The sequence below is a fragment of the Paenibacillus segetis genome (assembly GCF_014639155.1).
GTDB classification, from domain to species: Bacteria; Bacillota; Bacilli; order Paenibacillales; family Paenibacillaceae; genus Fontibacillus; species Fontibacillus segetis.
On the sequence record NZ_BMFT01000002.1, the window covers coordinates 535,919 to 548,794 of the forward strand.

Annotated in this window: 11 protein-coding genes and 1 riboswitch; all 11 genes read left to right on the plus strand. The window is 46.0% G+C overall.

From position 1 onward, the window contains the following. The first annotated feature begins 1 nt into the window (after nucleotide 1). The 11 genes from prfA to glyA all read left to right on the plus strand — a co-directional run bounded on the left by prfA (nucleotide 2) and on the right by glyA (nucleotide 12,814). Nucleotides 2-1,069 (plus strand): peptide chain release factor 1, encoded by a 1,068-nt coding sequence (prfA, locus tag IEW05_RS18595; protein WP_188541335.1) that lies wholly within the window; start codon nucleotides 2-4, stop codon nucleotides 1,067-1,069. A 4-nt stretch (nucleotides 1,070-1,073) separates the two neighbouring features. After that, the gene (gene prmC / locus IEW05_RS18600) at nucleotides 1,074-1,961 is read left to right on the plus strand and encodes a peptide chain release factor N(5)-glutamine methyltransferase (protein WP_188541336.1); all 888 of its coding nucleotides are present in this window, start codon (nucleotides 1,074-1,076) and stop codon (nucleotides 1,959-1,961) included. 164 nt (nucleotides 1,962-2,125) lie between these two features. Then, nucleotides 2,126-3,316 (plus strand): FtsW/RodA/SpoVE family cell cycle protein, encoded by a 1,191-nt coding sequence (locus tag IEW05_RS18605; RefSeq protein WP_188541337.1) that lies wholly within the window; start codon nucleotides 2,126-2,128, stop codon nucleotides 3,314-3,316. A 72-nt stretch (nucleotides 3,317-3,388) separates the two neighbouring features. Continuing rightward, nucleotides 3,389-4,573 carry an FtsW/RodA/SpoVE family cell cycle protein gene (locus IEW05_RS18610; RefSeq protein ID WP_188541338.1) on the plus strand — a complete coding sequence of 395 codons (1,185 nt, stop codon included), beginning with the start codon at nucleotides 3,389-3,391 and terminating at the stop codon, nucleotides 4,571-4,573. Between the two features lie 100 nt (nucleotides 4,574-4,673). Then, nucleotides 4,674-5,324, plus strand: coding sequence for a stage II sporulation protein R (gene spoIIR, locus IEW05_RS18615; protein ID WP_188541339.1), 651 nt, complete (start codon nucleotides 4,674-4,676; stop codon nucleotides 5,322-5,324). A 538-nt stretch (nucleotides 5,325-5,862) separates the two neighbouring features. Beyond that, entirely contained in the window at nucleotides 5,863-7,008 is a 1,146-nt protein-coding gene (locus IEW05_RS18620; protein ID WP_188541340.1) for an L-threonylcarbamoyladenylate synthase, read from the plus strand. Nucleotides 7,009-7,338: 330 nt separating this feature from the next. Then, nucleotides 7,339-9,360 (plus strand): Na+/H+ antiporter, encoded by a 2,022-nt coding sequence (locus IEW05_RS18625; protein WP_188541341.1) that lies wholly within the window; start codon nucleotides 7,339-7,341, stop codon nucleotides 9,358-9,360. A gap of 64 nt (nucleotides 9,361-9,424) precedes the next feature. After that, nucleotides 9,425-9,985, plus strand: a complete 561-nt coding sequence (locus tag IEW05_RS18630) for a manganese efflux pump MntP (RefSeq protein ID WP_188541342.1) — start codon at nucleotides 9,425-9,427, stop codon at nucleotides 9,983-9,985. Between the two features lie 72 nt (nucleotides 9,986-10,057). Next, on the plus strand, nucleotides 10,058-10,642 hold the full coding sequence (locus tag IEW05_RS18635) for a low molecular weight protein arginine phosphatase (RefSeq protein ID WP_188541343.1): 585 nt from the start codon (nucleotides 10,058-10,060) through the stop codon (nucleotides 10,640-10,642). 72 nt (nucleotides 10,643-10,714) lie between these two features. Beyond that, a riboswitch (ZMP/ZTP riboswitch) is annotated at nucleotides 10,715-10,796 on the plus strand. A 143-nt stretch (nucleotides 10,797-10,939) separates the two neighbouring features. Beyond that, complete coding sequence (locus IEW05_RS18640) at nucleotides 10,940-11,527, plus strand: TIGR01440 family protein (protein WP_188541344.1); 588 nt, start codon at nucleotides 10,940-10,942, stop codon at nucleotides 11,525-11,527. 36 nt (nucleotides 11,528-11,563) lie between these two features. After that, the gene (gene glyA, locus IEW05_RS18645; RefSeq protein ID WP_188541345.1) at nucleotides 11,564-12,814 is read left to right on the plus strand and encodes a serine hydroxymethyltransferase; all 1,251 of its coding nucleotides are present in this window, start codon (nucleotides 11,564-11,566) and stop codon (nucleotides 12,812-12,814) included. Nucleotides 12,815-12,876: the final 62 nt, after the last annotated feature.

Genomic DNA, 12,876 nt, shown 5'->3' on the forward strand with positions numbered 1-12,876 from the left:
CTTGTTGGATCGACTACAATCCCTAGCTGGACGTTATGAGAAACTCAGTGAGTTGCTTTGTGATCCGGATGTAACTAACGACACGAAGAAATTGCGAGATTATTCAAAGGAACAATCGGACTTACAACCTGCTTATGAGGCATTCGTTGAATATAAGACTGTTGTTGAAGAACTTGAAGCCGCAAAAGCAATGCAGGCGGAGAAGTTAGATGATGAAATGCGCGAAATGGTTAAGATGGAAATCGATGATCTGACTGGACGTCAGGCTGAATTGGAAGAAAAAATCCATGTTCTCCTACTTCCTAAAGATCCGAATGATGATAAGAATGTAATTGTGGAAATCCGTGGGGCTGCTGGTGGCGACGAAGCAGCGTTGTTTGCGGCTGATTTGTACCGCATGTATACGCGTTTTGCTGATACTCAGGGCTGGAAAGTGGATGTCTTGGATACGAACGAGAGTGATCTCGGTGGCTTTAAAGAGGTTATCTTTATGATTAATGGACGGGGCGCCTACAGCAAACTGAAGTTTGAGAGTGGCGCACACCGTGTGCAACGGATTCCAGCTACTGAATCGGGTGGACGGATTCATACGTCGACTTCAACGGTCTCCGTGATGCCAGAAGCTGAGGAACTGGATATTGAAATTCACGATAAAGATATTCGTGTCGATACGTTCTGTTCCAGTGGTGCGGGTGGTCAGTCCGTTAATACGACGAAATCAGCTGTCCGGGTCACGCATATTCCTACGGGAATTATGGCAACGTGTCAGGACGGCAAATCACAGAACTCCAATAAAGACAAAGCTTTGCAGGTGCTTCGTGCACGTATCTCGGATATGATGCGTCAGGAAGAGGAAGCAAAATATGCTGGTGAACGGAAGAGTAAGGTAGGTACAGGAGACCGCAGTGAGCGTATCCGTACGTATAACTTCCCGCAGAGCCGCGTAACTGATCATCGGATCGGGTTGACTCTTCATAAATTGGATCAAGTGATGAATGGAGACATTACGGAGTTTGTTTCGGCGCTTACCTTAGCTGAGCAAGCAGAAATGATGGATAAAGGAGAATAACATTTTGAACGGTGACGGATATGTTCTATCTGGAGCGCTCAACATTTCAGAAGCCCGTAGAGAGGCTTCTTCTTTTTTGGAAGCCGCAGGCGTGAGTGAGCCCTTATCTAATACGGAGCTATTGCTCCGTCATGTGCTTGGGCTTACGAACGCCGCTTATTTGGCGGCACTCCGCGATCCCTTCCCACAAGACCGCAAGGATGCGTGGGAAGAAGCGATCCGCCGCAAGGCAGCGGGTGAGCCAGCGCAGTATATTATCGGGGAACAGGAATTTTACGGCTTGACCTTCCGGGTCACGCCGGCTGTGCTCATTCCTAGGCCCGAAACGGAGCTGCTTGTTGAGGCGATCGCTAAGGCGGGCGATCGCCTTTGGCCCGGCGGCGCACCACGGGTCGCCGACATCGGCACAGGCAGCGGCGCAATCGCCGCTGCACTCTCGCACCTGCGCCCGTCATGGCAACTCGCGGCGAGTGATATCTCGCCGGATGCGCTTGCGGTGGCGCAGGACAATGTCCGGCGACTCGGCCTAGATGTAGAGTTCAAGCAAGGAGATTTGCTTGAACCGTTTAAGGGCGAGTCGCTGGACATCGTAGTATCTAACCCGCCGTACATTCCGGCGGCGGACATCTTAGAGCTTCAGCGTGAAGTTCGTGATTATGAGCCGCGTGGAGCATTGGATGGGGGGCCAGATGGTCTCGCACCTTATCGGGTGATGATGGAGCAGCTTGGATTGCTGCAACAACCGCCCCGTCTGATTGGATTTGAACTTGGTATGGGTCAAGCAGAAGCTGTTGCGGAGCTACTTCGGAGCACGGGGATATGGCAGGAGATTATAACTGTTCGCGATTTTGCTGGAATCGATAGACATGTGCTTGGTATTGCAATTTTTTGAACCATAAACTCCTCTTGCAGCTAGCTCTTTTGCGAGGAGTTTTTTTCGTTTACTTCAGATCTGTGAGCTAACTTGTTCATGTATGTTAAGATGGTGTACGATAGAGATATCGTACGAATTGAACTGACGTATGAATAACGATGAAATTTTAAGAGGAGCCATTCATGATTAGTAAATGGAAGAGAATTGATTGGTCTATTGTTATTATTTTATTGTTGTTCATGGGGATTAGTGTCTGTCTTATTCATAGCGGAATAGCTGCTTGGCCGAAATTTAAAGGTTCTGATACCCGCATGGTATTTTATTATATTCTTGGATTCATCTGCTTTTTCGGTGTGATCCTGATTGATTACCGGATACTCCTTAAGTATCACGTGTTTATTTTCATGGCTGGTATGTTACTCCTGGTGGTTGTTTTATTTATAGGAGCTGAACTGAACGGGGCGCAGGGCTGGATAAAGATTCCGGGGATAGGACTTAACCTACAACCGGCCGAGTTATTTAAGATTGTATTAATTCTGTCTCTAGCCGCGTTATTGATGAAGAAATCTAAACTCGGACTTTCTTTTTGGAAAGACATTGTACCGTTGGCACTTGTTACACTGATCCCTTTTGCTTTAGTAATGAAACAAAATGATATTGGAAATGGACTTGCTTACTTAATTATTTTGGTTGGTATGCTGTGGGTAGGAAATATTAAGTATTCTCATACATTAATTATTTTGGGTTTAGTTACACTGACCTTTTATGGTGGAGTAAAGACTTATATATCCCATCACGATGAGATTGTCGCTGCACTTGAAAAAACCAATAAAGCACACTATTTGAACAGAATTGATCCATGGCTACTCCCAAGTGAAGCTAGTGAAGATGCTTCCTATCATACAAGGAATGCGAAGCTGGCTATTGCATCTGGAGGTATGTTTGGTAAAGGTTACATGAAGGGGGATATGGTACAATCGGCGATGGTACCCTATACTTATTCAGACTCTATCATCGTCGTAGTTGGTGAAGAATTTGGGTTTGTAGGTATATCAGTACTTATCCTGTTGTATTTTATTCTGATCTATCGTTTGATTCTGATTGCATTGGAGTGCCGTGAACGAGCGGGACCCTTAATTATTACGGGGATCGTTGCGATGTTTCTTTATCAAATATTTGAGAATATCGGCATGTTCATTGGTCTGATGCCTTTAACAGGAATAACACTTCCTTTCATTAGTTATGGAGGAACCTCGTTAATTCTTAATATGGTTAGTCTGGCTCTAGTCTTAAGCATTAAGTTATATGGCCAAGAAGTGGATGATTTTCCTCTTCCTGTGGAGAGTAAGAAACAAGATCGGGTTATGATTTAAGATCTATTTACGTGTTGCTCTGGTCCTGTACGAATATTACCCAACAAGAATACTATGAAAAAGAAGTGACATATGCTAAATAAACTTAAAAAAATCGATATCGCAATTGTAATCATATTGTTGCTTCTGATGGGAATCAGCATTGTGGTGTTATATAGTGCGACGGAGAATACTCAGTATCAAGGCTATCATCTCCGGATGATTGCGTATTATGTCGTTGGATTTCTGGCTTTTTTAGTTCTTTCCCTCATTGATTTTAGGCTACTTGTAAAATATGCCCCCGTCATTTATATCGCAGGTGTCGGACTTTTAGTCGTGGTTATGTTTGTCGGGAATACGTACTATAATGCGACGGGATGGATAACGCTCCCGGGTGGACTCAGTTTGCAGCCAGCTGAGCTATTTAAACTGTTCCTGATTATTTTTTTAGGATTCATACTGGTTCGTAAACGCAAGAATCAGTTGCAATTTTGGCGGGATGTTGTGCCTTTAGGTCTGTTTACGTTTATCCCCTTTGCTGCAGTTATGGCGCAGAATGATTTAGGAAATGCGCTTAGTTATATTGTTATTTTGGCAGGTATGCTGTGGATCGGTAATGTTAAATATATTCACGCTCTCATTGCTGCTGCCATATTTATAGGCTCGCTTATCGGTGGGATTAGTGCATATAAGATATATCATGATGAAGTGTATAACTTCTTTGTGGAGATCGGACGTGAACACTGGATTGAGCGGATTGATCCGTGGTTAGCGCCAGAGAAAGCAACAGCTAAGGCGATTTATCATACTAAGAATGCTAAGCTGGCTATCGCCTCAGGCGGCATGACCGGGGAAGGATATATGAAAGGGGAGACGGTACAGTCAGAACGTGTTCCGTTAACCTACTCCGATTCGATTTTCGTAGTCATTGCTGAAGAATTTGGCTTTATCGGTAGTTCGGTATTATTACTGTTGTATTTCGTACTGATTCACAGGTTGATTTTAATCGCGCTTGAATGTAGGGATCGATGTGGACCTTATATGATCGTTGGTATTGTTGCCATGCTACTGTATCAAATTTTTGAGAATATTGGGATGTTTATCGGACTCATGCCTTTGACAGGAATCACGCTACCGTTTATTAGCTACGGTGGTACTTCTCTAGTTATTAACATGGCGAGTATCGGACTCGCGATGAGTATTCGTATACATGGTGACGAGGAAGATGACATTCCTAGTATCTTGCCTGCTCGTTTCAGGATATTTAATTCTAAATAGTAGACTTTTTATACTCACTTTACTAGATTCATAGGTTTACGTTTCTCTTAAACGGACATACTGATAGACATCAGTAGTTTTGTTAGGGGGAGCGGCAAGGATGAGAAAGAAAGTAGCACTTATCATTTTTAGTTTTATGATTCTTGTGATGTGTTGGGAAGCTCAAAAGATAGATACAGCTGTCGCTGAAGGTATTATTCCACAGGATTCCATTCGGCTTAGAATTTTGGCGAATTCGGATGAAGTTTCAGATCAAGTTGTTAAACGACGTGTTCGTGATGCAGTTGTGGAACAGATGAACGGTTGGGTAAGTGAACTGGAGAACCCTCAAGATTTGGAGGAGGCTCGCCGAATCATTCGCACTCATCTACAGTCTATTAAAGAACAAGTAAATGATACGCTAGAGAGCAGCGGTAAAAATTATAGCTACAATGTAGAATTAGGAGTTGTTCCGTTTCCAACCAAAATGTATGGAGGAGCAGTCTATCCTGCGGGAAATTACGAAGCACTTCGCGTTACGCTTGGTGAAGGGCTAGGGAAGAATTGGTGGTGCGTGTTATTCCCACCGCTATGTTTCGTCGACGCAGGTAGTGGTGATGCCGTTGCGAAAGACGGGGCTGCGGTGAAGAATGCTGTGGATGATAAGGCACCATCCGCTTCGTCCGTAGAGCCGAAGGATACGGAGGTTCGTTTCTTCATCTGGGACAAGCTAGTAGAATTCTGGGATTGGATTTCCGGTCTGTTTGCCTAATAGTTCATTTTGGGACTTGAAAGAAGCTTGCTGTACATATTGCGAGACCCTTGGGTGTCGTAGTGCACAGCAGGCTTTTTGGACATGTAAGACTCCCATGCCAAGAGAGAATAGATGTATTTAGTGCAGTTAATTTAGGGAGAAGTGGAGAGGAATTCTAGAGTAGATGTACAAAGTGCAATTAATTTCTGAGTAGATAGAGATAGTTGCGTGATATCTGCCTATTAAGTGTAGGTAATGCAACTAAATCGATGGAAATCAAGCTAGCATGGACAAGAGCTGCACTTTATGCAATTAGACTTCTGCTATCAAGAGCAGAGCTTTCTCGCAGGGATACCTACATTTGGATTTGGGTTACGTCTGAATGAGGCTGCTTGTAGAACCACCCTTTCCGGATAGGATGGGCATTCAAGAGGTATTTCATGTTATAATTTGTTTGTTTTTGGATGGGACCGGCTAGGTAGGGGAAATATTGCGGACAGGGTTTGTATGATGGTTTACCCCTGTTGAAGATAATAATGAAAGCTTGGGATGATGGATGATGAATAATAACCATAATAAAATGATAGGTACCGAGCCGAGAGATACCCAGTGGTGGGATGTAACGGAGCTCAACGAAGTGGAAGGTGAGACTTCGTCGTTAGTTGAGGCTCATACAGCTATTGAGGAAGCAGCTGCAGTATTAGCGTCAGGGGGAACGGTAGCATTCCCGACGGAAACGGTGTATGGACTTGGAGCCGATGCTTCGAACACAGAGGCGGTGGAACGTATTTTTTCCGCTAAAGGGCGACCTTCTGATAATCCGTTAATCGTACATATAGCTGATATGGTACAGCTGGAAGGGCTAGTCACTGAAGTGAATGAGACGCAGCGGCGACTGATGGAGGCGTTCTGGCCTGGTCCGCTGACGCTCGTATTACCAGCGATGCCAGGTGCCGTCTCATCACGTGTGACGGCTGGTCTGTCCACGGTGGCCGTACGCATGCCGGCCCACGATGTGGCGCTGCAGTTGATTTCTGCAGCGGGATGTCCGGTGGCGGCGCCAAGCGCCAACCGGTCGGGACGTCCGAGCCCAACGCTGGCAAGCCACGTGGGCGAGGATTTGGCCGGCTTGATCGACGGCATCGTTGATGGCGGGCCCACGGGAGTGGGCGTGGAGTCAACGGTGGTGGAAGTCAGCCAGGATGGGACGGTGACCGTGCTCCGCCCCGGCGGGATCACGGCGGAACAGCTCGCCCGCGTAGTGGCGGGCGGCGTTAAGCTGGACCTCGCCCTCCAAAGTTCGGGCGAGGCCCAGCCAGGTAGCCCGGCGCCGCGCTCGCCGGGCATGAAGTACACCCACTATGCGCCCCGCGGGGCTATGCGCATAGTGAAAGGGGCCGCGCCCGAGGCGGTGGCGGCCCATATCCAGGCCGCGCTCGATGCAGCTGCCGCGCGCGGGGAAACCACGGGATTGCTCGCATTCGACGAGCATCTCTCGCTCTATCATGCCGAGACGATGCTCTCACTCGGCAGCCTAGACTCGCTAGAGACGGCTGCGCACCGTCTCTATGCAGCGCTCCGCCGTCTAGATGAAGACGGCGTCACGTTCATTATGGCCGAGGCCTGTCCAGAGGAAGGCCTCGGTGCAGCCATCATGAACCGCCTGCTGAAAGCGGCGGGCCACAATGTAATCGACGTTTAAAGAGGTTGTTCAAAAAGTCATCTTTTGATCACGAAGCTTATCAAGAAGTGGATTCAACATCGAATATTGAATTCAGCCGGGCTAAGCATATGCTTACGAGGTATGTTCCCTACGGAAACATTTCAGGTGCTCACGTAGGTTTTGCTAGCGAATGCTTCCGAAGTCGTTTTCTCCGAAAACGTGTAGCTCCGCTCCTCAGTCCCTATCTTCATTCAATCTTCTGAGGCGTTTTGAAAAAACGCTGCTTCGTAAGCTTAAGCCTTGGTGCTGAAAATCTGACTTTTTGAACACTCGCTTAAATAAAGTACACCATAGGGGGAGGTCGTAAAGATGGAAATGTTTGAACTCGTTCTAATCATGTTGGCTCTCATTGGTGTTTCAAACGTTCTAAATAGATTTATTCCCAGCGTTCCAGTTCCTGTATTTCAAATTGCACTTGGAACCTTGTTTGCGCTGTTGCCACTAGGACTTCACATGACGCTTAATACCGAATTGTTTATGGTTCTTTTCATTGCGCCATTACTTTATAATGACGGCAAGCGAACTCCACGGGAGGAGCTGTGGAATTTACGCTCCCCGATTTTGTTGCTTGCGCTTGGACTAGTGTTCGTAACGGTATTTGCTGGGGGATACTTCATTCATTGGTTGATCCCAAGTATTCCTTTACCAGCTGCATTTGCGCTTGCCGCGATTCTATCACCAACGGATGCCGTGGCAGTTGGGGCCTTAGCTGGCCGAATTTCGCTTCCCAAAGGGATTCTACGGTTGCTTGAGGGAGAGTCATTAATGAATGACGCTTCCGGTCTAGTTGCTTTTAAATTTGCAGTGGCAGCTATGGTAACAGGTGTATTTTCTCTGACACAAGCTACACTCAGTTTCATTTGGATTGCGCTTGGGGGGCTGATATGCGGGGCGATTGTATCCTTCCTGATTGTCTGGCTACGCATTTTCATTCGTAGACTAGGTATGGAAGACGTTACTATTCATATGTTGCTTCAAATTTTGACGCCATTTGTCATTTTCCTAGTCACGGAACATCTAGGGTTATCGGGAATTCTGGGCGTTGTTGCAGGTGGCATTGTCCATGCTATTGAACGAGACCATACGGAATCGAGCCAAGCAGAGCTACGGGTTGTGTCTCATAATACATGGTCGGTTATTTTATACATATTAAACGGTCTTGTATTTGTTATCCTTGGTCTACAAATTCCGAATGCAACAACTACGATTTTTCAAAGTCCGGACTATAGTAATTTACAAGTTATTGGTTTTATCGGTATCATCTCGGTGGGCTTGATATTATTACGCTTTATTTGGGTCTATGTATTCTGGGAAGGCTCATGGCTTATGGGAAGTGGGCAACAGATGGGCAAGCCTAAGTTAACCTCTTCCGTGTTGCTCTCGTTATCAGGTGTTCGTGGTGCGGTGACACTTGCCGCTGCGTTCTCTATTCCATACGTGTTACAGGATGGCAGTCCTTTCCCTGAACGTGATCTCATTATTTTTCTAGCAGCAGGGGTTATATTATTCTCTTTAGTTATTGCAAGTATCGTGTTGCCTATTCTCTCCAAGAGTCCAGAGAGTGAGAAGAAGGGCGATCTTGAAGAGAAGGCACGGATCAAAATTATACAAGCCGGGATTAACGCGGTGCGTGAGGCGACGAATGATGAGAATCGAATGGCTGCTGGATTTGTCATTGCAGAGTATAAGAGGGAATTAACGAAGCTGCAGAATGGATCGGGTGAAAAGTGGTCCGACACCAAGCAAAACAGGTTGGAACTTAAAATACGTTACGCGGGGATTCAAGCAGAACGTCAAGAAATCCAAAACATGCTGAGCAATGGTGATATCTCGGGTGAATTGGCCGTTCAAGTTCAAGAGATCATTGATCAAATGGAACAGGTGATGTCTAGCCGCTCTAAAATGCAAATGGCGGTTACGTTATTACGTGTACGGCGTATGTTTTCTAAACGCGCTATTACGAAACCTAAGAAGCAGGGGAAAATGGATGATTTTGAACAGCTCCGGAAAGTGAGAATTCAGACATCCAAAGCTGCTATAGCAGCAATTCATGAGTTGATTAATGATAAGAACAGGGAAGCAGCTCAATCTGTCATTGCTAAGTACAATGAATCCATTGAGCGGATGCAAACTAGCTTTGGGAAATTTGAGAGTGAAGATGTGTTCAATCAGCGCAAGAATGAACTCAAGATCAAAGCCATCCAAGCTGAACGTAACGAAGTTCAGGCGCTGTTCGAGAGTGGTGAAATAAATTGGACTGTTGCAGGTAAGATGAGACAGTACATTAATTATCTAGAAGCAGGTATCCTCGAGCCAGGTGAGGAAGAGTAATGGCATGAAGTTCCCCTTGTCCGCATATGGTTGTACTAACAATCAGACATGGGGGAATCGCTATATGGCAGTCGCATTTGAACAATTAGGAGAACTGGTAACGATCATGCTAATTGCAGTCGCATTGGGAATGGACGCTTTTTCCCTTGGTATTGGAATTGGAATGAAGGGAGTCCGCCGAAATGACGCTATTCGTATCGGGAGTGCCGTTTCTCTTTTTCACATGCTGATGCCGTTACTGGGCATTTTTGCTGGACAGTATGTAGGTGGACTGTTAGGTCAATATGCAAGATTTGTTGCTGGGGGATTATTATTTCTGCTTGGCGCTCACATGATTGTAAGCTCTATAAAGGGTAGTGGAATTCAGTCGATCAATCATCGCTCATTTCTGGGCGTACTCTTATTCTCACTCAGCGTAAGTATTGATTCTTTCTCGGTTGGTGTCTCATTAGGGATGTTCCATAGCAATTTGTGGTTATCTGTACTGAGCTTTGGTTTTGTGGGTGGGTTGTTGTCGGTTCTTGGACTAGCCTTGGGACGCAAAATGAGCCGGGGTCTAGGGGATTACGGCGAAGCAGCCGGTGGAGCTATTCTACTAGCGTTTGGTCTAATGTTTATCTTTTGATAAAATGAATGTATGCACCTGTTATAAAATGTGATAGGTACAAAGCAGTCAACCTTGGAGGTAAAATACGTCATGAGAATCTTGTTTGTTTGTACGGGGAATACATGCCGAAGCCCAATGGCGGAAGGACTGCTGCGTAAGCTGGCACGGGAACGTGGAGTAAATGTGGAGGTGACATCCGCAGGCGTAGCCGCGTCTAATGGGACCCCGATTTCACGACATGCTGAAGCCGTGCTTAAGAGTCAGGGGATTGCCGATAACATGACATCGAAACCGCTACACGGGCAGCTTACAGAGTGGGCAGACTTGATCCTTACTTTGACACAAGGTCATAAACGTCATGTTATTCAATATTTTCCTGCTGCGGCAGACAAAACATATGCACTAAAAGAATACGTAGAAGATAACGAAACTGTTCTTGCTGAACAGGAGGAATTACATCAGTTAATTGCCGAGTTTGAGCTTAGTAAAGTGCTTGGTAATACTTTGGATGAAGTAAAGAGTAATCGTCTTAATCAGCTTTTGCGAAACATACCGGTATATGATATATCGGACCCGTTTGGAGGGTCGCGAGCGGATTACGATATGACGGCAGATGAAATTGCCGCTGCGCTGGATAAATTACTCGATAAGCTGAAGAAGGATAATCTCCTTTAGGGGATACCGTGAATTAGGCATAAAATCGGGTTGCAATTGTCTCCTCTATGTTTTATTCTAAGTATAGATTCTTAGATCCGATGTAACTGGCGACGAGAGTGGATGAAACCACGATGGAGCATCGGAATATCGGCCGGTCGCCTGGGCAAAGAGCACGACGCATGTTTTGCGTCCTGCTCTTTTTTCGTCATTAGGATATCCTTCGAAGATTATTATTTCCTTGCGAGACTGTTTGGTATAATAAGGACAGACTTCTACAAAAGGTGCGACTCTTCTGAAGGAAAGGAGCTTGTCATTATGGAAACAGACCAGGATCTGGGAAACGTCCGGGAACAGGTTGCTGAAGTACTGGAGGAATTAGTAGTAGCGGCAAAGTTAGGAACCCGTCATCTTGTAGTCATTGGTACTAGCACCAGTGAAGTGGCAGGGGCTACTATTGGTAAAGGAGGGGCGGAGAGCATTGCTGAGGAATTGTACTTGGGAATTGAAAGTGTGAGGACCAAGTACGGATTCAACGTAGCTTTTCAATGCTGCGAGCATCTGAACCGAGCGCTTGTTGTGGAGCGAAGTTTGCTTGAAGAGCTGAGGCTCTGTGAGGTTAACGCGGTACCTGTACCCAAGGCGGGTGGATCGATGGCAGCAGTAGCCTACAGAAACCTTAAAGATCCTTGTTTGGCAGAAAGCCTGGAGGCGCATGCTGGCATCGACATCGGAGAGACATTGATCGGCATGCATTTGCGGCGCGTAGCCGTTCCGTTTCGTCCTTCTCGCAGAACCATTGGTAAGGCTCGTGTTACTGCGGCCTGGACGCGGCCGAAGTTGATCGGCGGCGAACGTGCCGTTTATATTCTCCCTGAAGTACAAGATTCACAAGAATGTCAGTAGACAATTTCATTTAAATATAAGGAGGACTATTGAACTATGAATAACTTGAAGAAGCAAGACCCAGCAGTACTTGAGGCGATGAATTTGGAACTGAAGCGTCAACGGAACAACATTGAATTAATCGCTTCAGAGAACATTGTGAGCGAAGCTGTCATTGAGGCTATGGGCTCCGTATTAACGAATAAATATGCGGAAGGCTACCCAGGTAAACGCTACTATGGTGGCTGTGAGCATGTAGATATCGTAGAAGATATCGCTCGCGATCGTGCCAAGGAACTGTTCGGTGCAGATCATGCCAACGTACAACCTCACTCTGGTGCACAGGCTAACCTTGCCGTATACCTTACTGCACTTAAACCAGGAGATACTGTGCTTGGCATGAATTTGGCACACGGTGGTCACCTTACGCATGGTAGCCCAGTGAATGCTTCTGGATTGTTGTATAACTTTGTCTCTTACGGTGTACAGGAAGACACTTTCCTCATCGATTATGATGAAGTTCGTAAAGCTGCATTTAAGCATCGTCCTCGCCTGATTGTGGCTGGAGCTAGTGCTTATCCGCGTATCATCGACTTTGAAAAATTGTCGGCTATCGCAAACGATGTAGGTGCCCTCTTCATGGTTGATATGGCACATATCGCTGGTCTAGTTGCAGCGGGGCTTCATCCGAATCCAGTACCACACGCTCATTTCGTGACAACAACAACACATAAGACGCTTCGTGGTCCACGTGGCGGCATGATCTTGTGTAAGCAACCATGGGCAGCTGCTATCGACAAGGCCGTATTCCCTGGAACACAAGGTGGTCCGTTGATGCATGTTATTGCTTCCAAAGCTGTTGCTCTAGGTGAAGCATTACAGCCGTCCTTTAAGACGTATGCACAGAATGTTGTGAAAAATGCCAGTGTATTGGCTGAGTCCCTCATTTCAGAAGGATTGAACCTTGTATCTGGCGGTACAGACAACCATTTAATGCTTATCGATACTCGTAATTTAAACATTACAGGTAAAGACGCTGAGCATGTTCTAGATTCTATCGGCATTACAGTGAATAAGAATGCCATTCCGTTCGATCCTACGAGTCCATTTGTTACAAGTGGTATTCGGATCGGTACACCGGCTGTGACATCACGTGGAATGGATGAAGAAGCAATGAAAGTAATCGGTAAGATCATTGCTCTCGTATTGAAGAATTCTAAAGACGAAGCCATCTTAACTGAAGCTCGTAAGCAAGTTGAGGAGCTAACGAATAAATTCCCGATATACTCTGAACTTAGCTACGAATAAGATCTCACTGCTTGTTGAGGATAGGTCATTAGTCTATATTATTAGGTCAACCAGATTGTGCT

What these genes read in the sequence shown, in the direction of transcription:
- IEW05_RS18630 (WP_188541342.1), top strand. Translation starts at nt 9,425, where the DNA reads ATGGCAGTCGCATTTGAACAATTAGGAGAACTGGTAACGATCATGCTA.
- spoIIR (WP_188541339.1), top strand. Translation starts at nt 4,674, where the DNA reads ATGAGAAAGAAAGTAGCACTTATCATTTTTAGTTTTATGATTCTTGTG.
- IEW05_RS18640 (WP_188541344.1), top strand. Translation starts at nt 10,940, where the DNA reads ATGGAAACAGACCAGGATCTGGGAAACGTCCGGGAACAGGTTGCTGAA.
- IEW05_RS18620 (WP_188541340.1), top strand. Translation starts at nt 5,863, where the DNA reads ATGATGAATAATAACCATAATAAAATGATAGGTACCGAGCCGAGAGAT.
- IEW05_RS18605 (WP_188541337.1), top strand. Translation starts at nt 2,126, where the DNA reads ATGATTAGTAAATGGAAGAGAATTGATTGGTCTATTGTTATTATTTTA.
- IEW05_RS18625 (WP_188541341.1), top strand. Translation starts at nt 7,339, where the DNA reads ATGGAAATGTTTGAACTCGTTCTAATCATGTTGGCTCTCATTGGTGTT.
- IEW05_RS18635 (WP_188541343.1), top strand. Translation starts at nt 10,058, where the DNA reads ATGAGAATCTTGTTTGTTTGTACGGGGAATACATGCCGAAGCCCAATG.
- glyA (WP_188541345.1), top strand. Translation starts at nt 11,564, where the DNA reads ATGAATAACTTGAAGAAGCAAGACCCAGCAGTACTTGAGGCGATGAAT.
- IEW05_RS18610 (WP_188541338.1), top strand. Translation starts at nt 3,389, where the DNA reads ATGCTAAATAAACTTAAAAAAATCGATATCGCAATTGTAATCATATTG.